Raw genomic sequence first — 22,109 nt, 5'->3', positions numbered from 1 at the left:
CTTACGCATCACTCAAGAAGATCCTGGTACTTGTAGCCTTTTAAAATATCGTGTTGATTTGCAAATGTCCAGTCCGATATGGAACGGTCAGGATTCGTTTTAAAGTAATGATCCATGACATCCCGTCCTAAGATGTAGTTACTCCATTGGGGAATGTCCTTTTGGTGGTTACCGCCTACAACTTCTTCATAAGTAGCTTCACCGCTCTCAATCAGACTTGCTACATGTTTCTTGGTCTTGTCATCCATCGGGACGTTCCATGGCGTTGAAACGTCTTTGACGACACGATCGGCAAAGGCATCGGCCTTGCCTTCGGTGATGATTGAATCAAGAATCGCATTCATTTTATATTCAGGTGTATCATGAAGGATCAAGTGATGGTATTCATGCGCGATTGAATAGGCAAGTATATTTTTATCGAAGTTTGTATCGAGATACAGAATGAACGTGTCTTTATATGCTGCGCCGAATACTCCCTTCATGGATTCACTCATAGAAAAATACTCCGAGTTGGCAGGTGCGATGAAAATCGTACTTTTCTTTTTAGGAAGTACCTTATTTGCAGCGGTATAGTTTTTTATGATGATGTCTTTGATTTCGTCATGGTGTTTCATCAATTCGTTTGTCCGATCCACCAGATCTTGCTCGTAAGCAGTTGATTGCAACATGAAGTAGCCTTTTAAACTGGTCGTATCAAAGTTTTCTTTCTTTCCGATCTCATCTATGTAACCAAGAACATATTTTGCGTAATTTTTTACATCCATTTCTGAAGTATCGGCTTTAAGAGATGCCTTCAAATACGTTTGATATGGCGTGTACAGCGGCACGATGTTTAATTCACTATCCTTACCGATTTTCACAGTTTCCGATTTGAATTCTTTACTTTCAGAATGTGTCACTGCTTTTTCTTTTTCATCTGAACATGCGGATAACAGAAGGAACGGGACACAGAGCAAAGGAACGATTACTTTTTTCAACGGGATGACCTCCATCAGTGTTTATTATTTTGTCAATATGTAGGAATGAATGCTTCAGTGAGCGTAAGTTCAATGTAGTGAAGCGACATCACTTTATACGGGAGACCGTTGCATAAGGTTTCGATAATTCCTTTTATTTACAAAAAATATGATGTATCAAATTGTTTTGAATACTAATCGTATAAGAAATTACCGAAATCGTGAAACCTGCTTTGAGAAGAAGAAGTAGAAGAGAGCAAAGGGGATGATGAGATGGTACGCTGTACGAATTGTGACTACAAGTGGAAGACGAAAGATGTACTCGCTGTCGGTTTTGCGAAGCATGGCAAGCCATGCCCGAACTGTGGCGAGAAGCAGTATCTTTCAAAAGATACGCAGCATTATCTGTCGCTCGGATACGTCAGCCTGTTTTTTTTACTGATCATGCCGTTCGTCATTAAGCTGAGTGACCGGGAAGAATCTGTCTGGTAAGCAGGTCGCCGCGTGTTCAAAAAAGACGGAGTTTTTCTAGCGGCGTATACTTATGGAAAAGGGGCGCGACGAGATGCCATCGCTTTATGAGATTGAAGTACAAGCTGCAGACGGACAGACCGTTTCATTACAAGATTACGCGGGAGAGGTACTTCTCATCGTCAATACAGCGAGCAAATGCGGGCTCGCCGGTCAGCTCGGAGACTTGCAACGGTTGTACGACACGTATGCCGAGCAAGGCGTTCAGGTGCTTGGTTTTCCATGTGACCAGTTCAACCGTCAGGAATTCGCCAATCAAGCGGAAACAATGCAGTTTTGTCAGCGGAACTACGGCGTGACGTTCCCGATGTTTCAGAAGATTGACGTCAACGGACCGACGGAACACCGGTTGTATACGTACTTGAAACAGCAACAGGGTGGACTATTGTCGTCGAACATCAAGTGGAACTTCACGAAGTTTCTTGTTGATCGGCAAGGGCGGGTCGTTAAGCGGTTTGCCCCGGTCGATTCAATCCAGACGATTGAAAAAACACTGGCGCGCTATGTATAATGAAACCACGTCCTGTCCGGCGCAAGCCGTCGGACAGGCGTATCGCATCACCCTACCTTTGGCGAGGTAGGGCTTTTTTTATGTCAACTCTGCTTTGGCAGATTAAAAGAATGTCTGACGGTAAAATCACTCATCTTATGACCAAGGTCCGTAAAGACCGGCGGACGCGGGGACAGGACATGAAAGTCTTGTTCGAATGCCCGGATGGCGTAGTGGGTCCAGTCTCGCGACGGATCCCGCTTCAAGCCCATCCAGGCCGTCGCAAAGGTCAGAAGTGCCGAGTCCTGATACAGGGTGAGCGGAACCGTACTGAACTCCAGTCCGTCATCCAGTTCATGCAAATCCGACGACCGGAGTAAGACACAATCTGCTTCAAACAACAGTTCAAAATAATTGCAGGAATAGTCACCGATGAGCACCATGATTTCGTCCGTATGGCCGCGAAAATAAAGTGCTAACCGATCGCTGTTTTTCTCATCTATGACTAAGTGATCAAGTGCAATCTGATAGTCTTCCCGGTAGAACAGTTTCTCGAATGTGATGTGCATGACTACTCCTCCTTAAGAGTGATTTTCCTTGGCGAGTTCGAGGATATCCGGCTGCCGCACCCGACGTGACGACCAGATGAGTAATCCGATGCCGCAGAATAAAAGTAAAATGCCGATCCACGACAACAGACTGAGCGTTTCCCCGAGGACAAAGACACCGAGTAATGCAGCGGTCAACGGTTCACCAAGCGACAGCGTGACGGCAGTCGAAGACGAGACATACGCGAGCCCTTTTGCGAACAAGAGGTAGGCAAGACCGGTCGCAAAAACTCCGAGATGCAGACTGATACCGGCACCGCGCAAACTGAAGACCCACGACAGGTCGAACAGGAACAGGAGCGGCGACAACAGGACGGCGCTGAGCGTAAAGACGACGGCGACGACCGACAGCGGCGGATGGGTTTTCACCAGATCCCGGCTGACGAACGTGTATGCGGCAAAGGAGAGTCCGGCACCAAGAGCGAGCAAAATGCCGAGCGGATTGACCGAAACTGCCGCTTGATTCATGACGAGCAACAAACAACCGGCGATCGACAGTAATGTCGACAGCCACCAAATCGTACCGGGACGGTTTTTTAGGGCCAACCATTCAATCACTCCGGAAAAAATCGGTGCACTGCCGATCGCGACGACCGTTCCGACGGCGACACCGGTCATGAGGACGGCAGAAAAAAATAACGGTTGATAGGCGGCCATGCTAACAGCGGCAAGAAAGATTGGCTGTAGCGGCCAAACTTTCAGCGTCAACTTTCCCGTCAGTAAGACGAGACACAGTAAAAATAATCCGCCGACCGCTAATCGGACGGCGCCGATCGCAATCGGATGAGCCGCTTCCGGCGCAAAGGCTTGTGACGTGCCGGTCGTGCCCCACAGCATTGCTGCGAGTAGAATCAGCAGCATCGAAGATTGTTTCTGCATGGTTCACCTCCAAATGAATCGGTGACTGATGTGATACAGGCACCGTTATGATTAGAAAAAGAATACCACAGAAACAGGAAGGATGAATCACCCAAATTATTGGTAAAATGGTAGAATCGAGGAAGGCATATCAGTAAGCCTCAGATAGAGATACAAAAAGGATGGAGATCATGAATCAAATTGCTGCAGTACTGGGTGGATTGAAACGAAAAATTGATCACGGATCGACATTCATTCAACGGAAGTATAACGAAATCGGTCAAGCAAAATTTAATTTGCCCGAACCGATGAACGGCTAATTATTTGTCACACTCTTTACTGGGCTGGGAATAAGCCAGAATCACGTTTGAAAAGGAGCATCATGAAATGAAAAAATTACTCATCGTCCCGTTATTGTTCAGTTTAGGCGGATGCATGTCCCTCGATACGAAACCGAGCAGTACAACAGTCGAAAACCGTGTTCAAGGCAGTGTCAAAGAGGGATTTACGTTTGAATACAAACTGTCGAATACAGGTGATTATCCTATTAAAGTCGCCTCCCGTGCCGGACATTTGTTGAACGTGCAAGTGCGCAAGCACGATACGCAAAAAATCGTCTACGATTCGTACCAAGAAGTCGAGCCAAAACGATTGTCAAAAGAAGTTCAACCGCATACAACGGTGACACTGAAGAAAACCGTTGAAGCCGGTGCCATTCCAGCGGGTGTGTACGACATTGACTACATCGTCCGTGACAACATAGGGGAAGCTACAGCCGGCGACGGCGAAATCCGATTAAAATAATTCAATCCAGGAGGAATACGTGTTGAAGAATCCAAATTACCGTTACGGTACGTGGGCATTGATTGTCAGCTTTTTCTTGTTTTTCATCGTTCAACTATTCAGTGCCTATATTGAACTTTCACCGGATTATGCAAGTGAGGAACTCGGGGCGTATCATTTGATGTACTTCCCGGTAACTGCCCTTGCTATTGGCAGTTTCCTGTTGATCAACGGGTGGTGGCAAGAAGATGTAAAGCGGCAGGCAAAAAAGCAGGAACAACTGGAAGCAAAAAAGACGATGGAGAAAATTTAATTTCTTAGACGGGTGAAATGAATAGATAAGGAATGTCCGATGTTTAGGGAGGATAACAGTGGCTGAAATTGTATGTAAGAGTTTTTTCAAATACTGAAATGATTCCATTTCCAAAAATATCTTAACACTTGTCGGGCGATGGTTGGTCAATTTTGTGAATCCCAATCAGCGGGCTGCAGTCTTTTAGAAAAGTAAGCGAGAGGAAAGACATGCAACATTACCGCGAGTTTTCCCTGAATAAAAATTCAACTTAAAGGGTACTTTCTATAAAAGCATTTTTTTCAAGAGAATTTTTAACGATGGGAAGTGAACTCATGACGAAAAAAAATCAGCATGTCACGCCACATCCGGATGGTGGTTATCAAGTCAAAGCAGCAGGGGCCTCCAAAGCCACAAAACGTTTTTCGACGCAAAAAGAAGCTATTGCCGCAGGTCGTGAAATTGCGAAGAAGCAACAGGTAGAATTAATCATTCATAACAAAGAAGGTCAAATCCGCGAGCGGGATTCTTACGGGAACGATCCTTTTCCGCCACGTGGATGACCGAAGTTTGGTAGAACTGCACAATAAAGCACGTCCATACATACTGGACGTGCTTTATTGTGCAATATTTTTCGTGTATGAACTCCTTTGAGTGCGCTACTTAAAGTTAAGAAATACTACAAAGATGAGAGCTCATGGTGCATGAAAGGAAATTACTTTGTTAACACGGGTGAAATGACTGTAGACACCGTATCTAGTCCTTCAGCCGTCACCCGAAGTCCTTTGACGTTCGTGACGTTGATTTCAAAATCGACAGGGTCTGCACCAAATATATTCGTATATCGACCAAGTTCTTTACCATTATTATCAGAAAGCACAACGCGTGAAGCTCGAGTGAAAGTGGGAGATGAATCGCCACCCTCTCTTTCGGGTATATACGTTGCAAGGAGAGGAACATCATGTTGACACACAAGGCCTACAACTTCAGAATATACCCGACAAAAGAACAGGAAATCCTGATAGCGAAGACCATTGGTTGTTCGCGCTTCATCTTCAATCACTTCTTATTGAAGTGGGATGAGACATACAAAATGACAGGAAAAGGACTGTCTTACGGTTCTTGTTCGGAAGAAATTCCGATGTTGAAGCAGGCGTTCGACTGGTTGAAAGAAGTTGATAGCACGTCTATTCAAACGAACGTCAAACATCTTGACGGTGCTTTTGACCGCTTCTTCAAGAAGCTGAACGAACGGCCACGCTTCAAGTCAAAGTGCAACCCTGTTCAATCGTATAGGACGAACATTCAGGGCAAGTCTCAACTTCCCGAAGACGGGCTCATCCGTCGGCGTCGATGTCGGACTCAAGACCTTCGCCATCCTGTCGAATGGCACGGTGTACAAGAATGACCGTTTTTTTTCGTTCGCTTGAGAAAAAGCTGGCGCGTGAGCAACGCAAGCTTTCTCGTCGTCAACGGTTGGCCTTGGACAAGAAAGGAAAACTTTCCGCATGCTCGAATACACAGAGGAATGGTACGGCAAGACCTTAACCACTAAGCGAAGCGTAGGTAGAGGTAGTTCAATTTGAGCCTTTCCACTACAGACTGAACTAACGGTTCAGTAGCATGAAATTTTGAAAAGACAGGGGATGACTAAATGTTTTCAATAACAATAGAGAGTTTTATACGCATTACCACTGTAGGATTTTTAGCTTATATCAGTCTAATAATTTTTTTACGAATTTCTGGGAAGCGGACATTAACTAAGTTGAACGCTTTCGATTTAGTGATTACAGTCGCACTTGGTTCTACTTTATCTACTATTTTACTTAGTAAGGATGTCAGTTTATTAGAAGGATTGACTGCACTTACTCTATTAATTTTAATGCAATTCATAATGACATTCATAGCTGTTCGTTTTGAAAAATTCAATAAACTCATTAAGTCAGAACCACGATTGCTATATTTAAGAGGCGAATTTCTTGAAAGGGCTATGAAAAAAGAAAGAATCAGCAAGAACGAAATCTTACAAGCTATGCGTAATAAAGGAATCGGGGGATTAGAGGAGGTGAAAGCTGTTGTTCTTGAAACAGACGGTAGCTTATCAATTATTAAAGGAGAACTAGAGGATACTTTATCACATGTACAGTCAAATATAGCGAGCCGAAACAAGTCTTGAAATTTAAGCTAAAAACGATTTTTTTACATTCTATATTAAGAAGACACAAGTAAAGCCTTTGCTATGCAACTCTTTTTCTTTTGTATGTATTCCTTTTCTTTGACAAGTTCATTGTGGATTTTTCAGCTAGATGTAGGTAACGAAGGAATGAAAAGTAAAAGATTTCCTCCGTCTATCCTCACTAAAGGAGCATAATTTCAAAAGAAGCAGTTGTCATGACTCGTCCAGTTCCTCCACTTGGATTCATAAAAAGAGAAAAATAACCAGAAAATTAATATGGAGAAAGTTTCTGTTAAAGCGATGATACATGAATTGATTGAACTGGAATTGGTCGAGAACTGTCCTTTAGACATCAGGTCGTTCATTGAATCGAAATCAGAATGGACGATTGAGTACTTCAAAGGACTCAAGCATCGGCAGTGGAGGTCGGTATGTTAATGCAATCGGAGGATTGTTGAAATCCGGACAGACGTTTTCGGTCGTTGAGATTTCGTTTGGTTTGGACGTTATTTTTTTATGCTTTTGAACAGGCGTATCGCATCAGTAAATATGTAACAACGGACCTGTACATCATTCCGGTCGGTACGATCCCGCAAGCAATGAAATTGGCCGTCCGTTTGAGAAAAGCGGGACGCCCGGTCGAAGTGGAACTATCCGGGTAGAAGTCAATAGAGCGATGGAGCGGGTCAACCGGGAAAACATTCCGGAAGTCATTGTCCTTGGCGAAGACGAGCTTCAAAACGGTTTCTTTGACATCAAAGACACGATGACGGGGACAACAACACTCGTCAAGTATCCCGTCGGCACTCTTTCGTAAGGCATTAGAAACAAAAAACGCAGATGCTCTGTTTTTAAGTGAACAGGAGGATCTGCGCTTTTTACATAAAATGCTTCCGTTTATATAGTTTATCTTCAAGTCGTCTCCAAATCCGGGTACCGAGATAGATATTACCAATTGCAACAATGAACAGAATAACGAGCATGATAAGAGCGCTCTTATCCACAGCTAGGCGCGGTTAAAAAACCGTAAAGACGGCAATCAGCAGAAGCGGTAGGGTAATGCAGAGCTAGACAGAAAAAAATCGCTTTCCACATCAAGCTCATCCTTTCAAGGTGAATCTATCATGTAGTATATCAAAGAATAGACTTTATATTAGAAAAAATGGAAACCTTAGACATGTTCCGTTATTCTTTATAGGTAGTGCACATTTTTTTCCGGTAAGGAGCATAAAATGATAGAAGTCCTGATTATAGAAGAACCTGTTACCACAAATTTCATAGAAGATTTAGTGCATCCCCATCGGTTTGATGGAGGTTTACCTGTTGTGCATCGTTTAAGCGGAGAAGGACACGTCGAAGAAGGTCGAGATTTTTTAATGGCATTCTTAACGCATCAAGCGGTCTTTCCGTTGTATGTGCATTTTGTCGACGAGTATGAACTGTCTGAAGACTTTACGACCTTTTTTCAACAACATCAGATTGACTATACGGTTGACGACTGTGGCGGCAACTTGAAATCTTACGGGTATAAACGGTACAACTATTATTCTTGTATTACGGCAAAAATCCAAAATATTGCTGACTTGCGGCTTGTATTAAACAAAACGTACTGGCTCGCATCTGAAAATGTATTCTACTGCATCAGTCATTCAGATTCTTTAATGTTTGAATGGGGAGATTTCTTAGAATGGGGCGTCAAAAGAAGACGATCCATCGCTGTATTTGATTTTAATGCTTCAAAGACCTACATCACCACTGATTATGACGGGGTAGGATTTTGTATCCTCAGCCGGAATACGCAGTATGCTTCTCTTGCTAGACTGATCGCCAGTTTGCCGGATCAAATGGTTGTTACGCAAGTCAACGATGAAATAATAGAAGATGAGATATTACATACAGAGGATCAAGAGAAAGACATTTAAATTTCGTCTTCTGCATCATTTGCACTTTAGAGAATAAAAAAGCTGTGTCTCAGTAAGGAGAACAAAATGGCAGAAATCATGATTACGGAAGAAAAGATTATCGAAAAGGATGCGATGAACTTAAGATACCCGTTTGAAATGAGTGGAGAGTTGAAGACAGCTTATTTCATTGATGTAAGCCGAATTGAAAAAGACGAAGCAGATGAAAACAAAGAGTTTTTAATCGAATTCTTAATCCATCAACAGGTGTTTCCACTCTATATCAGTTTCGTGGATGAGTATGGACTACATGAAGAACATGACGCGTTTTTCAAGCAAAATAAGCTTTCATATGTCGTATTGGATTTAGATACACAGTTTCGAAGTGGAGAGGTGAAAGTCCGTTATAAGGAATACCATCCGTGTTATACGATTACTGTTCAAAATGCAGAAGAACTGCGTCTTGTCCTGAACAAAACCTACTGGCTGGCATCGGAAAATCTGTTTTATACGATCTCGTACTCGGATAACTTGTCATTTAAATTAGGGGAGACAAAATGGTGGCGATTAAAACTGATCCGTCCGATTGGTGTGCTGACCATGCATCCAAACATGACCTGTTTTAAGATTGCCCACGATGGCAACGGTTTTTACCTGCTGTCAAACGATGAAAGCTATATACCAATCGAACACCTGATGCCCCGGTTTCCGAAAGGGACCGTCATTTCGCAAATTAATGATGACTGGTTACTAGATGACGAAACCGATTAATCCTGGTACACGTAAAAGAAGGTTGAAACTGAACATGGAGGAATGAGAGTGGAGCACGTTTTGTATGATCTGTGTATAGCTACCTGTATCGGAACGGTCGTGGCCTTTTTGTTTAATCGGTTGCAATCAAATAGTTTTGTCCGGACAATCAGCATCAGTCTGACTGGCTTGTTATTGGTTCTGGTAAATTGAAGTACAATATCTAACGGGAAAAGAAGAAAAGTCTAGGGAGACGTCTCGCCATGAGATGTCCTCCTTTTTTATTGATGCAAACGATTGCAATCATATTCGATTAAAGCAGCAGATTAAATGAATCGTTTCTCTTGCAAAAAACTAGTTTTTATTTCTTAGGTTTTGTGTAAAAATAGAGGACAACAAACTGAGAGAATTTTTAGAAAAATGAACGAATAGATTATCTGATTTTTTGGATAAAAGAGAAAATCGTCGTTTTTCAAATTCTAAATAATTTATTTGCTTTAAGCCTGGAGGGGAAAGTATGAAAGTGTTGAAGATGTGGAACCAAATCAGTTTAGTGAAACAAATTGCAATCGGCTTGATTCTTGGTATTATTTTAGCTGTATCGATTCCTGAAGCCGCAAAATCCTTAACGATTTTTGGGACACTGTTTGTTTCCGCGTTGAAGGGAGTTGCACCGGTCCTGGTCTTCTTCCTCGTCATGGCGTCGATTGCCCAGCATAAAAAAGGACAGCAGACGAACATGAAGTCAATCGTCTTTTTGTATCTTCTCGGTACGTTCTTAGCAGCAATCGTGGCAGTCGTGTTTAGCTTCCTGTTCCCGGTAGATATTACTCTGACTCAAAATACAGAAGAACTGACTGCTCCAGGGAATGCCGTCGAAGTTCTCCGGACGCTCGTTTTGAACATCGTCGACAATCCAGTCAACGCGTTAATCAATGCGAACTACATCGGTATTCTAGCATGGGCCATCGTCTTAGGGTTAGCGCTTAAAAATGCTTCGGATACGACGAAGACGTTCATCTCGAATTTCTCGGACGCAATCGCTAAAGTGGTCGGATGGATCATCAAGCTCGCTCCGCTCGGTATCATGGGGCTTGTCATCGGAGCGATCACGGAAAATGGTCTCAGCTCTTTGCTTAGTTACCTCAATTTATTACTCGTCTTGATTGGTTCTATGCTCGCTGTTGCACTGATCATCAATCCGCTGATTGTATTCATCAATGTTCGTCAAAATCCTTATCCGCTTGTCTTCAAGTGTCTTCGTGAGAGCGGCATTACGGCTTTCTTCACACGGAGCTCGGCAGCAAACATTCCGGTCAACATGGAACTCTGTAAGAAGCTTGGCCTTGATAAAGAAACATACGGGATTTCCATTCCGCTCGGTGCTACAATTAACATGGGCGGCGCGGCAATTACGATTTCCGTCTTAACGCTCGCAGCGGTAAATACGTTAGGCATCCAAGTCGATCTTCCGACAGCGATCATCTTAAGCGTCCTGGCTGCGGTCTGTGCGTGCGGGGCTTCCGGTGTCGCAGGCGGATCACTCCTCCTGATTCCGCTCGCATGTAGTCTATTCGGTATTTCAAATGATATAGCGATGCAGGTTGTAGCCGTCGGTTTCATTATCGGAGTCTTGCAAGATTCGTTTGAGACAGGTCTTAACTCTTCGACAGACGTTCTGTTTACGGCGACAGCTGAATTCAAAAAACGTTTAAAAGAAGGGAAACAACTGTCAATCAACCGATCGGTCATGGCTGCAGAAACAACTGAAAAAGTCGTCAATAGCTGATTCGATTGTAAATAGTATCGGTGATGCTACAAAAAAGGTTAAAACCACCCGAATGGGATGTGTTTTAACCTTTTTTCTTTAGACGGATCGGCCAGCCTTGATTGACATGGATGTCGTATTCCAAGAATGGGTGTTGACAGGGCCGCTCAACGTTAGCGTGAGGAAATGGTATCGGTAGGGAGCATCATCTGCATGAGTTAAATATTTGGGTTTTTTTTCATAAATGAAACTTAATAAAGGAAAATATCGTATTTGTTAGTAGTATAATGTTTTTATGAAACGAACCGAGCTACTAATAGAACACGATACATATCTTGGAGGAAATATTTATGACCTTACCATTCATCGGTCTTGTTGCCGGTCTCTTCTTATTGATAGTAGGAACGTACTTCATCCGGTCGAAGCATGCGAAGCAGACGCCGTTAGAGGGACATGGGAGTTACGTCGACAACATCGATTCATTCGTTCTTGGCATCCTACTCTCAATCGGAACGATCATTTTTTGTTCGTTGACCGTCAGACAGTATGGTTATATATGTATCGCAGGAGGACTGTTCGTACTGTACTATGTCAATTCTGTCTGGTAAACGATCGAGATGAGGAATTGACTCATCTTGGAAGTAGTACATAAAGCGGAGTAAAGGGAGAGCACGATGATTCAATTATTAAAACAAATCGACGATCAAGTGCACCACATCGTCTATCACCAGGAAGGACGAACGTTGTTTTACCGGGAAGGGATTGCCAGTAAGGAGAAGCAAGAGGGAAGTGACGAACTAGTCCAGGTCAATGTTGAAGCAGCGACCGTGGTAGTCAAATGTCGGCACGTAATAGCAGCATATCGGCAAAAGAAAGAATGGATTCGCCTAAAGAAAGCGGATGGCTACTTCAAGTCAGATTTCCCTTCGTCAAAAACGATGGACAAATGGATTGAACGTCGCAGTAAAAAACGGAAAGTATTTGTCGCACTGTTCACGATGCTTTGTGGACTGTCATCACTGACGGGAGTGTTGCCCGTCCCAGGTTATATTCCGTTATTTTATCTCCCGTGGGTTTGGCCGATGGATGAAGGGAAATCGAGCCGTGCCCGTTTCTATCGCTGGTACGGAGCCATCATGCTGATTCCCTTGGGCGGCACGTCAAAAGACTACTTAAACACGATTAATCTTTCGATCAGCGGTACGGTGTGCCTCGTCTCCGGTTTTCTCTTACTGTTGCATGTGATTCAAACGCTAAAAGAAGAAGAGACGAAGAAAGTTACTCTATGAAGGACGAGGCGAAACAAATGATTTATTTGAAACGGGAAAACGGTCGGCAGGTTGACCACTGGGTCTGTTACCGAATTGGTCGGACGCTGCATCAGGGTTTTATCCAGGAGAACGAAAGCGGTCAATCGAATGACGGCGAAATGACGAAAGAACGGTATCCGCTGTACATCGGCATGCAAAAAAGAATGCGGCACTTGGCGGAAGAAAAGAAAGCACTTGGCTTTCGGTCGTTGACAGCGGAAGAGGAAGCAGCAATCGTCAACGGTGACGAAGGAATCGATTCAACCTTTCTTAAGCAGGCGATTCGTTATGCCTGGTTGATGCTTTTAATGGGTATTTTACTGTTCGTCAGTCCCTATACGATTCCGAACGTCGTGGCATTCAGCTTAAGTTTATATGTCTGGTGGGGGATTTATGGGAAAACCGGTATTCCGAAAATTGTGCGCAAGTATTTCCACCTGACGCTTTTTATCCTGACACTGTTACAAGTTCTGTCAGTCTTCGGACTGAAAAATGTCCTGCAACCGGTTTATGCGACTAGCTGCATTCTGTCGTCAATTGTTCTTCTTTTACTAGTTGTAAAGCATTACTTGTACCCTTCAAAGAAAGCAAATGAAGGTGCACCGACGATTGAAACCAGTCCGTTGCAAGAGTATTCAGAAGAAGATTGGTGATTGCATTCAATTTTTACAATATCTAAAAAGGGGAAATCAGCTTGCCTAAAAAATCACTGCAGGACCATGCTTTTTACGGAAACATCAAAAAGGTAAAAAAGTGTATCGACCGCGGGGACGATCTGGATGCACTGGATGAAGAAGGAAATTCGGCATTGCACTGGGCAATCGAGGAAGGGAATGACGACATCGTCACGCTGTTACTTGACCACCGGGCAGACATCAACCGACGGAGCCGGGACGGGTTAATGCCGTTGCACCTTGCGTTGTATGAAAACCGGTCCGCTATCGCGATGCAACTGATTGACCGTGGTGCCGCTCTTGATTTTGACGGACACGGATTCACGGCGGTGCACTTCATCGCCGCGCGCTCTGGCAACAAACGAGTCTTGCGTCGTTTACTTGAAGATCAGGCACGTGTTGACTGGCAGACGGACGACGGAGCAGGATATACACCTCTGCATTATGCGGCGCAGGAAGGAAAAACAAAGAAGATTGTCATGTTGGCAGCGGCGGGAGCTGATGTCAATCGCATCGAAATGAACGGATTCACACCATTGCACCTCGCAGCGGGAGAAGGGCATGTCAAAGTGGTGGAAGCGTTACTGGCGGCAGGAGCAGACATCGAAATCGAAAATACGTTAGACGCTAACAATACAGCGCTGATGCTCGCCAGTCAGTATGGTATTGACGGACATGCTGGCACACGGTGCAGAGCGGGATCATCAGGATGCAAAAGGGCGAACGGCGCTCGCCTTTGCATTGAAACTCCGGTATCCGGAAATCATTAAGCTGTTACAAACCATACATAGGAGGAAATAAGATGAAAAAATGGATTGGTCTCATCATTATTGTACAAACGATCTTGTTTGGCATGCTGATTATTCAACTCGACAAGATGACAGACACGATTGCAGAAGCAGGAGCATATATCGCTACGAATGACGGGGATCTTGCTTGGGGAGGCGGCCTTCCGGTAATGGATTATGTCTTATTTGGCATCTTAATCATTGTCGGGATTTTTCTCCTCATCCCGGAAGAAAAATTAAAGTAAAAACGGTTAAAAAAGTTGTAGGTCGATTCAAATGTCTGATGATAAAATAAGAGATGGAATATTTATCCTGATATTGACTTAATTTTATTTAAAAGGGTGGGTTCATATGAAAAAAGTAACATTTCGGAATGTGTTAGCAAGCGGTGTCGTGACAGCGCTTGTATTGACAGGGGCTTCCTTTCAGGGGGGAGTCGCGGATGCAGCGACAAAAACAAAGACGACTCAAGTCGTGAAGAAGAAGACGGATTATAAAAAATATCGTGCGAAACAACTGAAAGCTGTTGCTTCATACGATAGCACCCTCTTTCACATGGATCGATTCGGCGGCTTCAAGGTGCCGGACTATGTGACTGATCCTGTCTACCGTGCACAAGTCGAACGGTATAATAAAAAAGTCGAGTCGTATAAAAAAGACCATGCAGCTGCGGTCAAAGAAGTCAAAGCACTAAAAAAATTCATTCCTGAAGTAAACACGGCGAAGGAGAAAAAGATAACGGATCGACGTGTCGCGGCCTTAAAGAAAGAGACGGCACGCTTGAAGGCGAAATCAAAAGCGTTGTTGAAACAGGGCCAAGCTCTGTACAAAGTCATCACAGACTATGAGCAACAACAAGTTCTCTCATTTGAAAGCCAGTACGGTTCGATCAGCAAATCGTTGACGCTGATCAGCTACCGGGACTATCTCACGCGCTTGGACAACTATTTAACGGAAAACCATTACAGCAAGGATGCAAAAGCGGATATTATCGACCTTAACAGTGAACGGATGTTAAACGCACGGGAAGAATCGTCAGAACGGTTGGGGGACACGCGTGGCAAGATGTTCCTGTTGATTTACGCCGGTAAATTCGAAGAAGCGAACGAACTCTTTACGTATGCGAAAGACACAATCGTCGTCAAGGAAAACGCCCGATTAGACGCGTTGTACACGAAAATCATTGAACGGTATATGAAGAAGTAAATATAAAACAGCATCCTGCCGGGGTGCTGTTTTTACGTAAACAAACAGGAAAGGAAGAATCATTCTCCCTTTCCTGTCATCGGTTATTTTCCTGGCTTTGTTTTATAGAAACTGTAGAAGACGCTGATCAGGATGACGAGGACGATCGTACCAAGCGACATCCAGATCGGCATTTTGTAGACATCACCGAGAATCATCTTCGCTCCGATGAAGACGAGCATGAAGCTGAGTCCGTGCTTCAGGTAGTAGAAGCGGTCGATCAGGTTCGCGAGGACGAAGTAGAGACTGCGGAGTCCGAGGATTGCCATGATGTTGGCGTAGAAGATGATGAACGGGTCACGCGAATAGGCAAAGCTTGCTGCGACCGAGTCGACGGCGAAGACGATATCCGAGATTTCGATAAAGATCAACGCGATCAACAGCGGTGTGAAGAACAATTTGCCGTTGATCCGCTGCGTAAACTTACCGGACGAGATGTCTTGCGTAATCGGCAAACGTTTTTCAAGCCAACGGACCGTCTTGTTCTCTTCAAGCGACGTTTCCTGCCCGATGTTCTTAAACATCATGTAACCGGTGTAGACGAGGAACGCACCGAAGATGTAGTAGACCCAAGCAAAGTTATCAAGAAGCGACACTCCGGCGACGATGAAGATGACGCGGAAGAGGATGGCACCGAGAATGCCCCAAAACAGGACTTTGTGCTGATACTTCAACGGAATCGCAAAGTACGCAAAGACGAGTGAGAAGACGAAGACGTTATCAATCGCAAGTGCCTTTTCGATGAAATAGACGCTCGTGTACTCAATTGCAGCGTCGCTGCCTTGCGCATAAAATAACCAACCGCCAAAGGCGACGGCGAGTCCGATCCAGACGAACGTCCACGTCCAGGCTTCGCGGAGCGAGACCTCATGGGCTTTCCTGTGAAACACGCCAAGGTCCAATGCGAGCATGATGAAGACGATCGCTAAAAATACAATCAATAGTGTCAACAGCGCTTCCTCCTTTAAAGTGTGTTCTGTTCATATTTCAATTATAGGTTCAAATGAACTTAAAGTAAAGAGAGAAGTGTGCTGCTTTTGTTTAAAAAATCAGTCAGACACTTTTTCGCCTTAAAATCAAAAGGAACGTCAAAAGGGGAGACTGGTATGGAAAAAACAAGTGCCATCAACAAAACCGCCTGGGAATACCGGGCTTATGAATTTTGGAATCAACGCGACGGGACGCCGACGGACAAGGCGAAAGCAATCCTGGCAGATCCGAAAGCGAGCCTGAAGAAACATCAGCATTATTTTGGGGAAGTGATTGGCAAGCGGATTGCCAACTTGTGCGGCTCGAACGGACGCAAAGCGGTTCCGCTGGCGTTACTCGGTGCTGATGTCACGGTCTTCGACATCTCGGAAGAAAACCGCCGTTATGCGCTTGAGCTTGCCGCCTGTGCCGGGACGCAACTCGAGTATATCGTTGGAGATATCTATGAAATTAATTTGAAGACGTACCGGCATCAGTTCGATATCTTGTATCTTGAAGGCGGGACATTACATTATTTTCATGAACTGGAGGCATTCACGTCGATTTTGTTTGCCTTGCTCAAGCCGGGCGGCAAGCTGATTTTAAGCGACTATCACCCGATCAAACATTGTATTGATGAAGACACGTACATCCCGCGTTATTTCGATCAGGATGTGTACGAAGACAAAATCGCCTATCAATCACATTTTGATCCGGCTGAACAAACGGAGTTTCCGAAGGTGATGTTGCGGCACTATACGATGAGTGAGATCGTAAACACGGTCATCCGAATCGGCTTCACCCTCGCACAACTGGACGAACATCGGGGCTGGAACGGCGAAAACATCCCGTGGGAATTCACACTCGTCGCGACGACATAAAACCCAGCGTCCATTTACGGATGCTGGGTTTGTTTGACGATTATCGGTTTTTGTCGTAAATATGAAAGTTCATTTTTACAGGCGTTCAAGACGACGGGAGACGGCAGTCAGGATGACGGCGAGGATGACCATGATGCCACCGACCCACGGTGTGTGGACGAGTCCGATCGTGTCGGCGACAAGTCCGCCGATCGTCGCACCGAGGGCGATCCCGATATTGAAAGCGGCGATGTTCAACGCGGACGCGACATCGACCGCTGCCGGGACATATTTTTCAGCGAGCTGAACGATATAGAGCTGGAGTCCCGGGACATTCATGAACGCAAGCAGTCCCATCAGGATGATGCCGAGGATGCCGGCGACTTTAAACGGAATCATGAACGACATCGCAATCATGACGATCGCGTGGACGATGAACATATAGAACAACGCTTTGATCGGGTTGCCGTTGGCGAGTTTTCCACCGACGGCGTTGCCGATCGCGACCGCGATTCCGTAGACGAGCAGGATGATGCTGATCAGGCTCGGACTGATTTTCGTCACGTCCTGCATGATCGGCGTCAAGTAGGTGAAGGCGACGAACGTTCCACCGTACCCGAGGGCGGTGATCAGGAAACCGAGCATTAAACGACCGTTTTATATAAATCAAAATTCACATTATCAATTGTAAGCAAACAGATATACCTTTTGAAATCCGCTCTCATTATTTTTATTGCATTTGCAACTAAATTGAGATAAATTCTTTATAGACCTCTTTTTTGTTGCAAATGCAACCATCACTTTTGAAAGGAGATTTGTTATGACAAATATTTTGCGCGAAATCGGAATGATAGCGCGTGCTTTAGATTCTATTAGCAACATCGAATTTAAAGAGCATAATCTGACTAAGGGTCAATACTTGTATGTAATGCGGATTTGTGAGAACCCTGGAATTATTCAGGAACAATTGATAAATATGATCAAGGTCGATCGTTCGACTGCTACTCGAGCCATTCAAAAATTAGAAATGAACGGATTCATTGAAAAGCAAATTGATCCGAAAAATAAAAAGAACAAAAGACTCTTTCCTACTCCAAAAGGTGAAAGTATTTACCCTTTCATCAAGAGTGAGAATACGCATTCGAGTCAGATTGCCTTGCAAGATTTTTCCGAAGACGAAAAAGAAATGGCATTCAATTTGTTACAACGCATTCGGAACAATGTCGAGAAGGACTGGGAATTCGTTAAAAAAGGGAACAAGCGAAACTATTAAAAATTGAAGGAGCGATTGATTGCCATGACAACGATGATAAAAAAATGTACCCAAGAAGAACTTCCGAAACTCCAAAACATTAGCATCACGACTTTTACAGAGACATTCCAAGAGCAAAATTCTCCAGAACACCTGCAGGCTTACTTAGAGAAGGCTTATAATTTGAAACAATTAGGACAGGAAGTAGCCAACCCTTCTTCTCAATTCTTTTTTGTTTCTGTCAATGAAGAAGTTGCCGGGTATCTGAAGGTCAATACAGATGACGCGCAGACCGAAGCAATGGGCAGTGATTTTCTTGAAGTGGAACGGATTTATATCAAGAAGGCATTTCAAAAGCATGGGCTTGGGAAGCTGCTGATGGATAAAGCAGTTGAAATTGCGATGGAACAGCAAAAAAAGAATATTTGGTTAGGTGTCTGGGAAGACAATGAGAATGCCCTCGCATTTTATCAGAAAAAAGGATTTGTACAAACCGGTTCCCATTCTTTCTTTATGGGTGATGATGAACAGATTGATTTGATCATGGTTCGGACGCTCTATTAATTGTTGAGAGAAAAAATGATCACTATCCACAATTAAAACATTAAAAAGGAAAAGGTACTGCTCTGAAAGTTTTTCCAAAGCAATACCTTTTTATCATGTCATGATTAGTTTATAGCGAACCCTTTAAGTTTTTATTCATCGCATTTGCTACTTGTTTTGAGTTCGGATCTTTTTCGTTTCGTAACTTCTCCACGATATTCCGATAATCCTTTTCATTCCTATTCTGACTCATTTTAAAGGCGGCCTGGACCTCCTTTACATGAATCTTAAATCCAACAATTCCCTTCATTTCTTTTTCCAGCAACTCAGGAGATAGGGATTCGAAAGAAATCGGGTTCTCACGGTGTCCTTCATACTTATTCAATAGCTTTGTTAGATCCTGTTTTAAGGCTTCTTCTTTTAAAATGCTGGCAGAACCATAAACATGGACTGCTTGATAGTTCCATGTCGGTACATTCTCCTCTCCATACCAAGAGGAAGAGACGTAAGCATGCGGGCCCTGGAATATGACTAAAACATCTCCAGATGTTTCAAACGTCCGCCATTGAGGATTTCCGTAAGCAACATGACCGGTTATATAGTAATCCTTTTCTTCCTTAATCAATTGTAATGGTACATGGGTCGCGATGGGTCTTCCTTTTCTTGTTGAGACAAGTGTGCCAAATGAATGGTGTTGAATAAATTCACGAATCTCCTCAAAATCTGTTACCTTATAATATTTTGGAATATACATGATGATACGCTCCTTCTATAAGTGATGTAAAAAAATAAGATATATACGAAGATCTACCTCAAAATAAAATCGTAGTTTCAGAAGTCCAATGTATACTCTTGAAAAAATCTAAAGTGTGCTTAAAATTTAGAGGTGATCTCTTCATATGAGTCAAATGTTTCCTATCGGACTTCTACAGATACCCATCGGAGTTCCGTTTTGATTAATGTGTTTCTTCAAATTCACAATTGCATTACCGTCATATATCTCTTTTAAGATGCTATCTACCGTTTTAGTTTCTTGTTCACTCCGCCTTTGATTTTTCATCAATTGTTGAAACCAATGACTAATTTCTAAGGGATAAGCATTTCCCGCTATGGAAGAAAGACGGTCATATCCATAGGTTACTTTTTCTTCAGCATTTTCTTCTCCACCCATATAAAAGTATATATCCTTGCGATGCATACCGTTTTTTATTCGTTCGATTTTTTCTTTATTACCAACGTCTTTTATTCCGACCATCAATTCTTCTTTGCTCAATTCAATGATACTCTTCTCAGATAAATCAAATCCTGTTCTTCTTGGGTTGTTATACAAAATAGCAAGTTTATTGGCAAGTTGTATAATTTTTTTTGTATAAATCACTGCTTCTTCTTGGGAAGGTATAATGTACGGCGGGTATCCGATCAAGATACCGGATAATCTAGTGTGACGAATATTCTCGGCTAACTTCTCAGCTTCTTTTTGCCGGATTGAAGATATCCCAAATATAATTTCCATATTTGTAATAAATTCTTCCTCTATTTCTATTGCATTTATCAGCTCAATCTTCTCCTGGAGATTTAGGCTGTGTTGCTCGCCAGTACTACCAGAGACGAGAACAGACTTAATTCCTTGCTCATAGAGATTTTTTATATGACTTATAGTTCCTTGAATATTCAAGGATTCGTCTTCTAAAAAAGCTGTTGGCACTGCAATATGTATCGTTTCAGTTAGCATCGTATGACTTCCTTTCCATTTCCTACACAGGTCAAGATATTTTCTTAACTCAAAAGTTTTAGATCAGATTTTCATTCAACTCATTAGAGTTTTTAGAGATAAGATAAAACAAAAAACCATTCAATATTCGGTAGTAACATCAGGATTGCTTGCTACAAAGATTCTACTATGCAAGTTGACATCTAAAAAGGTACAGTTAAGAACAATTAAACATGTCAAGGAGTATTGAAAATGAAAAATATGATATTTGTTCTAAATGAGGGTTCCCCTAAGTACGAGCAAATATACGAGCAGCTTAAGTCTTATATTGAGTGTGGCGATCTTCCTTCACACAATCGGTTACCCTCTATTCGGCAATTAGCTGATTCCCTTCAGACTAGTCGTAACACCACCTTAACGGCTTATGAACAGCTCGTGGCGGAAGGCTATGTTCGTGGAGAAGGACGGAAAGGATACTATGTCAACGAACTAGAGCCGCGTTTAATTCAAAAACAAGAGATTCCTAGCCTTATTAATAAAAGCCTGAAAAAAAATGAAGTAGCTGTCAGAATTGATTTTAGAGCAGGAGCTGTCGATCAAACCCACTTTCCTTTAAAAATTTGGCGAAAATTATCAAATCAAGTTCTTACATTATCAGATTGTTTTAAATATGGTGAAGTCTTCGGAGAAATGGATCTACGCCAGCAAATTTCCATCTATTTATTCCAATCACGTGGTGTAAAAATAGAACCAGATGCCATTGTCATCGGTAGCAGTACACAACAGTTATTAATCTATCTTGGTCAAATTCTGAAGGCGGAGTACGAAGGTGTTATTGTTGAAGATCCGGGTTACGACGGAGCGAAGGAGGCTTTTCAATTTCATAGTTATAAAATTGAGACATTGCCGATTGACGAGAGAGGTGCTGACTTTTCTGAACTAGAAAAAATGAAATCAAAATTGATTTACGTCACTCCATCTCATCAAAGTCCACTAGGCGTAAGTATGTCAATCCAGCAAAGACAGTTGCTCATCCATTGGGCGAATAAAGTTAAGGGGTTCATTATTGAAGATGATTATGACAGTGAATTCCGTTACACACAGCAACCATTTCCAGCGTTGGCCGCTATCGATTCATCAAGAGTTGTTTACTTAGGGAATTTTTCTAAATCTTTGCTTCCAGGAATCAGATTGAGTTACATGGTACTCCCCCACTTACTAGTAGAACGATACAAAAGTAATTTTCTTAACTTTGAGAGTACCGTCTCACTACAACACCAATTAACAATGTCGAGATTTATGGATTTAGGTGAATGGGATCGCCATATTAAGCGAATGAGGTTAGTTTATAAGCGGAAAATGCAGTGTTTAGTTTCGGCTTTACGATGTCACTTCAATCAAAGTATCTCTATTATCGGGGAACAGTCGGGTTTGTACGTGTTAGTCAAGGTACATTTGAATTGTTCAGAAAAATGGTTGATTGATCGTGCTTCTATCTACGGGGTTAAAGTGTACGCGACTTCTATTTATTTCATTGATAACCATCCCTCGGAACCTATTATTAAATTAGGCTTTAGCAACCTTTCTTACGAAAATATTGAAGAGGGTGTGAAGCTGTTGAAGGAAGCGTGGACTTAAACTTAG

Annotated in this window: 29 protein-coding genes and 2 pseudogenes; 23 read left to right on the top strand and 8 right to left on the bottom strand. The window is 43.1% G+C overall.

Annotated elements, in window-relative coordinates; translation table 11 throughout:
* Positions 1–8 precede the first annotated feature (8 nt).
* Complete coding sequence (locus tag KNP88_RS09800) at positions 9–977, bottom strand: DUF2268 domain-containing putative Zn-dependent protease (RefSeq protein ID WP_214893532.1); 969 nt, start codon at positions 975–977, stop codon at positions 9–11.
* A gap of 252 nt (positions 978–1,229) precedes the next feature.
* Here KNP88_RS09800 and KNP88_RS09795 point away from each other — a divergent pair, with 252 nt between their 5' ends.
* Together KNP88_RS09795 and KNP88_RS09790 are read left to right on the top strand one after the other, a co-directional pair.
* Positions 1,230–1,448: a hypothetical protein gene (locus tag KNP88_RS09795; protein WP_214804841.1), complete on the top strand. Its 219-nt coding sequence runs from the start codon at positions 1,230–1,232 to the stop codon at positions 1,446–1,448.
* Positions 1,449–1,521: 73 nt separating this feature from the next.
* Positions 1,522–1,998: a glutathione peroxidase gene (locus KNP88_RS09790; protein ID WP_214893531.1), complete on the top strand. Its 477-nt coding sequence runs from the start codon at positions 1,522–1,524 to the stop codon at positions 1,996–1,998.
* An 83-nt stretch (positions 1,999–2,081) separates the two neighbouring features.
* Here KNP88_RS09790 and KNP88_RS09785 read toward each other — a convergent pair whose 3' ends face one another.
* Both KNP88_RS09785 and KNP88_RS09780 read right to left on the bottom strand, forming a co-directional pair.
* Positions 2,082–2,546 (bottom strand): hypothetical protein, encoded by a 465-nt coding sequence (locus KNP88_RS09785; RefSeq protein WP_214893530.1) that lies wholly within the window; start codon positions 2,544–2,546, stop codon positions 2,082–2,084.
* Between the two features lie 12 nt (positions 2,547–2,558).
* On the bottom strand, positions 2,559–3,464 hold the full coding sequence (locus tag KNP88_RS09780; RefSeq protein ID WP_214893529.1) for an EamA family transporter: 906 nt from the start codon (positions 3,462–3,464) through the stop codon (positions 2,559–2,561).
* 170 nt (positions 3,465–3,634) lie between these two features.
* Between KNP88_RS09780 and KNP88_RS15750 the strand changes: the two genes are divergently transcribed.
* From KNP88_RS15750 to KNP88_RS09760, 4 genes are all read left to right on the top strand, one after another.
* Positions 3,635–3,763, top strand: coding sequence for a hypothetical protein (locus KNP88_RS15750; protein WP_285801728.1), 129 nt, complete (start codon positions 3,635–3,637; stop codon positions 3,761–3,763).
* A gap of 67 nt (positions 3,764–3,830) precedes the next feature.
* The gene (locus KNP88_RS09770) at positions 3,831–4,247 is read left to right on the top strand and encodes a hypothetical protein (protein WP_029333503.1); all 417 of its coding nucleotides are present in this window, start codon (positions 3,831–3,833) and stop codon (positions 4,245–4,247) included.
* Between the two features lie 19 nt (positions 4,248–4,266).
* A complete protein-coding gene (locus tag KNP88_RS09765; protein WP_214893527.1) occupies positions 4,267–4,539 on the top strand; it encodes a hypothetical protein in 273 nt (90 codons plus the stop codon).
* Between the two features lie 314 nt (positions 4,540–4,853).
* Positions 4,854–5,081, top strand: a complete 228-nt coding sequence (locus KNP88_RS09760; protein WP_214893525.1) for a DUF2188 domain-containing protein — start codon at positions 4,854–4,856, stop codon at positions 5,079–5,081.
* Between the two features lie 152 nt (positions 5,082–5,233).
* Here KNP88_RS09760 and KNP88_RS09755 read toward each other — a convergent pair whose 3' ends face one another.
* Complete coding sequence (locus tag KNP88_RS09755) at positions 5,234–5,398, bottom strand: hypothetical protein (RefSeq protein WP_214893523.1); 165 nt, start codon at positions 5,396–5,398, stop codon at positions 5,234–5,236.
* A gap of 81 nt (positions 5,399–5,479) precedes the next feature.
* On the opposite strand from KNP88_RS09755, the pseudogene KNP88_RS09750 reads away from it, so the two are divergent.
* The 13 genes and pseudogenes from KNP88_RS09750 to KNP88_RS09690 all read left to right on the top strand — a co-directional run.
* Positions 5,480–6,045 (top strand): annotated as a pseudogene (locus KNP88_RS09750) (helix-turn-helix domain-containing protein); the annotation flags it as partial.
* Between the two features lie 127 nt (positions 6,046–6,172).
* The gene (locus KNP88_RS09745) at positions 6,173–6,694 is read left to right on the top strand and encodes a DUF421 domain-containing protein (protein ID WP_214893521.1); all 522 of its coding nucleotides are present in this window, start codon (positions 6,173–6,175) and stop codon (positions 6,692–6,694) included.
* Between the two features lie 494 nt (positions 6,695–7,188).
* The gene (locus KNP88_RS09740) at positions 7,189–7,356 is read left to right on the top strand and encodes a hypothetical protein (RefSeq protein ID WP_214893519.1); all 168 of its coding nucleotides are present in this window, start codon (positions 7,189–7,191) and stop codon (positions 7,354–7,356) included.
* A 14-nt stretch (positions 7,357–7,370) separates the two neighbouring features.
* Positions 7,371–7,511: a hypothetical protein gene (locus KNP88_RS09735; protein ID WP_214893517.1), complete on the top strand. Its 141-nt coding sequence runs from the start codon at positions 7,371–7,373 to the stop codon at positions 7,509–7,511.
* Positions 7,512–7,926: 415 nt separating this feature from the next.
* Positions 7,927–8,616: a hypothetical protein gene (locus KNP88_RS09730; protein ID WP_214893515.1), complete on the top strand. Its 690-nt coding sequence runs from the start codon at positions 7,927–7,929 to the stop codon at positions 8,614–8,616.
* Positions 8,617–8,682: 66 nt separating this feature from the next.
* Positions 8,683–9,366: a hypothetical protein gene (locus tag KNP88_RS09725; RefSeq protein ID WP_214893513.1), complete on the top strand. Its 684-nt coding sequence runs from the start codon at positions 8,683–8,685 to the stop codon at positions 9,364–9,366.
* A 496-nt stretch (positions 9,367–9,862) separates the two neighbouring features.
* A complete protein-coding gene (sstT, locus tag KNP88_RS09720; protein ID WP_214893511.1) occupies positions 9,863–11,134 on the top strand; it encodes a serine/threonine transporter SstT in 1,272 nt (423 codons plus the stop codon).
* 329 nt (positions 11,135–11,463) lie between these two features.
* On the top strand, positions 11,464–11,721 hold the full coding sequence (locus KNP88_RS09715) for a hypothetical protein (RefSeq protein WP_214801365.1): 258 nt from the start codon (positions 11,464–11,466) through the stop codon (positions 11,719–11,721).
* A 66-nt stretch (positions 11,722–11,787) separates the two neighbouring features.
* Positions 11,788–12,402, top strand: coding sequence for a hypothetical protein (locus KNP88_RS09710; RefSeq protein ID WP_214893509.1), 615 nt, complete (start codon positions 11,788–11,790; stop codon positions 12,400–12,402).
* A 17-nt stretch (positions 12,403–12,419) separates the two neighbouring features.
* On the top strand, positions 12,420–13,076 hold the full coding sequence (locus KNP88_RS09705; RefSeq protein ID WP_214893507.1) for a UbiA prenyltransferase family protein: 657 nt from the start codon (positions 12,420–12,422) through the stop codon (positions 13,074–13,076).
* Between the two features lie 41 nt (positions 13,077–13,117).
* Positions 13,118–13,867: an ankyrin repeat domain-containing protein gene (locus KNP88_RS09700; protein ID WP_214893505.1), complete on the top strand. Its 750-nt coding sequence runs from the start codon at positions 13,118–13,120 to the stop codon at positions 13,865–13,867.
* Positions 13,868–13,899: 32 nt separating this feature from the next.
* Positions 13,900–14,130: a hypothetical protein gene (locus tag KNP88_RS09695; RefSeq protein ID WP_251137186.1), complete on the top strand. Its 231-nt coding sequence runs from the start codon at positions 13,900–13,902 to the stop codon at positions 14,128–14,130.
* Positions 14,131–14,236: 106 nt separating this feature from the next.
* Positions 14,237–15,091: a hypothetical protein gene (locus KNP88_RS09690; RefSeq protein ID WP_214893503.1), complete on the top strand. Its 855-nt coding sequence runs from the start codon at positions 14,237–14,239 to the stop codon at positions 15,089–15,091.
* A gap of 83 nt (positions 15,092–15,174) precedes the next feature.
* On the opposite strand, the gene KNP88_RS09685 is transcribed toward KNP88_RS09690, so the two are convergent.
* Positions 15,175–16,080, bottom strand: a complete 906-nt coding sequence (locus KNP88_RS09685) for a TerC family protein (protein ID WP_014970243.1) — start codon at positions 16,078–16,080, stop codon at positions 15,175–15,177.
* A 156-nt stretch (positions 16,081–16,236) separates the two neighbouring features.
* On the opposite strand from KNP88_RS09685, the gene KNP88_RS09680 reads away from it, so the two are divergent.
* Positions 16,237–16,980 (top strand): class I SAM-dependent methyltransferase, encoded by a 744-nt coding sequence (locus KNP88_RS09680; RefSeq protein WP_214893501.1) that lies wholly within the window; start codon positions 16,237–16,239, stop codon positions 16,978–16,980.
* Between the two features lie 75 nt (positions 16,981–17,055).
* On the opposite strand, the pseudogene KNP88_RS09675 reads toward KNP88_RS09680, so the two are convergent.
* A pseudogene (locus tag KNP88_RS09675) lies at positions 17,056–17,616 on the bottom strand (MFS transporter); the annotation flags it as partial.
* Positions 17,617–17,779: 163 nt separating this feature from the next.
* On the opposite strand from KNP88_RS09675, the gene KNP88_RS09670 reads away from it, so the two are divergent.
* Together KNP88_RS09670 and paiA are read left to right on the top strand one after the other, a co-directional pair.
* Positions 17,780–18,232 carry a MarR family winged helix-turn-helix transcriptional regulator gene (locus KNP88_RS09670; RefSeq protein ID WP_214893499.1) on the top strand — a complete coding sequence of 151 codons (453 nt, stop codon included), beginning with the start codon at positions 17,780–17,782 and terminating at the stop codon, positions 18,230–18,232.
* Positions 18,233–18,256: 24 nt separating this feature from the next.
* Positions 18,257–18,775, top strand: coding sequence for a spermidine/spermine N(1)-acetyltransferase (gene paiA / locus KNP88_RS09665; protein ID WP_214893497.1), 519 nt, complete (start codon positions 18,257–18,259; stop codon positions 18,773–18,775).
* Between the two features lie 109 nt (positions 18,776–18,884).
* Here the strand turns inward: paiA and KNP88_RS09660 are convergent, their stop codons facing one another.
* Both KNP88_RS09660 and KNP88_RS09655 read right to left on the bottom strand, forming a co-directional pair.
* A complete protein-coding gene (locus tag KNP88_RS09660; protein WP_214893495.1) occupies positions 18,885–19,508 on the bottom strand; it encodes an FMN-binding negative transcriptional regulator in 624 nt (207 codons plus the stop codon).
* A gap of 150 nt (positions 19,509–19,658) precedes the next feature.
* A complete protein-coding gene (locus KNP88_RS09655; protein ID WP_214893493.1) occupies positions 19,659–20,486 on the bottom strand; it encodes a dihydrodipicolinate synthase family protein in 828 nt (275 codons plus the stop codon).
* A gap of 231 nt (positions 20,487–20,717) precedes the next feature.
* On the opposite strand from KNP88_RS09655, the gene pdxR reads away from it, so the two are divergent.
* Positions 20,718–22,103 (top strand): MocR-like pyridoxine biosynthesis transcription factor PdxR, encoded by a 1,386-nt coding sequence (pdxR, locus tag KNP88_RS09650; RefSeq protein ID WP_214893491.1) that lies wholly within the window; start codon positions 20,718–20,720, stop codon positions 22,101–22,103.
* Positions 22,104–22,109: the final 6 nt, after the last annotated feature.

The sequence above is a fragment of the Exiguobacterium sp. H66 genome, from assembly GCF_018618705.1.
GTDB lineage: Bacteria > Bacillota > Bacilli > Exiguobacteriales > Exiguobacteriaceae > Exiguobacterium_A > Exiguobacterium_A oxidotolerans.
Note: the sequence above shows the minus strand (reverse complement) of the source record. Positions and strands in the feature narration are given on the sequence as shown.

Coding starts and splice junctions, on each gene's coding strand:
- KNP88_RS09790 (WP_214893531.1), top strand. CDS start 1,522: ATGCCATCGCTTTATGAGATTGAAGTACAAGCTGCAGACGGACAGACC.
- KNP88_RS15750 (WP_285801728.1), top strand. CDS start 3,635: ATGAATCAAATTGCTGCAGTACTGGGTGGATTGAAACGAAAAATTGAT.
- KNP88_RS09680 (WP_214893501.1), top strand. CDS start 16,237: ATGGAAAAAACAAGTGCCATCAACAAAACCGCCTGGGAATACCGGGCT.
- KNP88_RS09655 (WP_214893493.1), bottom strand. CDS start 20,486: ATGCTAACTGAAACGATACATATTGCAGTGCCAACAGCTTTTTTAGAA.
- KNP88_RS09795 (WP_214804841.1), top strand. CDS start 1,230: ATGGTACGCTGTACGAATTGTGACTACAAGTGGAAGACGAAAGATGTA.
- KNP88_RS09760 (WP_214893525.1), top strand. CDS start 4,854: ATGACGAAAAAAAATCAGCATGTCACGCCACATCCGGATGGTGGTTAT.
- paiA (WP_214893497.1), top strand. CDS start 18,257: ATGACAACGATGATAAAAAAATGTACCCAAGAAGAACTTCCGAAACTC.
- KNP88_RS09690 (WP_214893503.1), top strand. CDS start 14,237: ATGAAAAAAGTAACATTTCGGAATGTGTTAGCAAGCGGTGTCGTGACA.
- KNP88_RS09710 (WP_214893509.1), top strand. CDS start 11,788: ATGATTCAATTATTAAAACAAATCGACGATCAAGTGCACCACATCGTC.
- KNP88_RS09745 (WP_214893521.1), top strand. CDS start 6,173: ATGTTTTCAATAACAATAGAGAGTTTTATACGCATTACCACTGTAGGA.
- KNP88_RS09660 (WP_214893495.1), bottom strand. CDS start 19,508: ATGTATATTCCAAAATATTATAAGGTAACAGATTTTGAGGAGATTCGT.
- KNP88_RS09670 (WP_214893499.1), top strand. CDS start 17,780: ATGACAAATATTTTGCGCGAAATCGGAATGATAGCGCGTGCTTTAGAT.
- KNP88_RS09780 (WP_214893529.1), bottom strand. CDS start 3,464: ATGCAGAAACAATCTTCGATGCTGCTGATTCTACTCGCAGCAATGCTG.
- KNP88_RS09715 (WP_214801365.1), top strand. CDS start 11,464: ATGACCTTACCATTCATCGGTCTTGTTGCCGGTCTCTTCTTATTGATA.
- KNP88_RS09705 (WP_214893507.1), top strand. CDS start 12,420: ATGATTTATTTGAAACGGGAAAACGGTCGGCAGGTTGACCACTGGGTC.
- KNP88_RS09770 (WP_029333503.1), top strand. CDS start 3,831: ATGAAAAAATTACTCATCGTCCCGTTATTGTTCAGTTTAGGCGGATGC.
- KNP88_RS09730 (WP_214893515.1), top strand. CDS start 7,927: ATGATAGAAGTCCTGATTATAGAAGAACCTGTTACCACAAATTTCATA.
- KNP88_RS09725 (WP_214893513.1), top strand. CDS start 8,683: ATGGCAGAAATCATGATTACGGAAGAAAAGATTATCGAAAAGGATGCG.
- sstT (WP_214893511.1), top strand. CDS start 9,863: ATGAAAGTGTTGAAGATGTGGAACCAAATCAGTTTAGTGAAACAAATT.
- pdxR (WP_214893491.1), top strand. CDS start 20,718: ATGAAAAATATGATATTTGTTCTAAATGAGGGTTCCCCTAAGTACGAG.
- KNP88_RS09735 (WP_214893517.1), top strand. CDS start 7,371: ATGGAGCGGGTCAACCGGGAAAACATTCCGGAAGTCATTGTCCTTGGC.
- KNP88_RS09785 (WP_214893530.1), bottom strand. CDS start 2,546: ATGCACATCACATTCGAGAAACTGTTCTACCGGGAAGACTATCAGATT.
- KNP88_RS09695 (WP_251137186.1), top strand. CDS start 13,900: ATGAAAAAATGGATTGGTCTCATCATTATTGTACAAACGATCTTGTTT.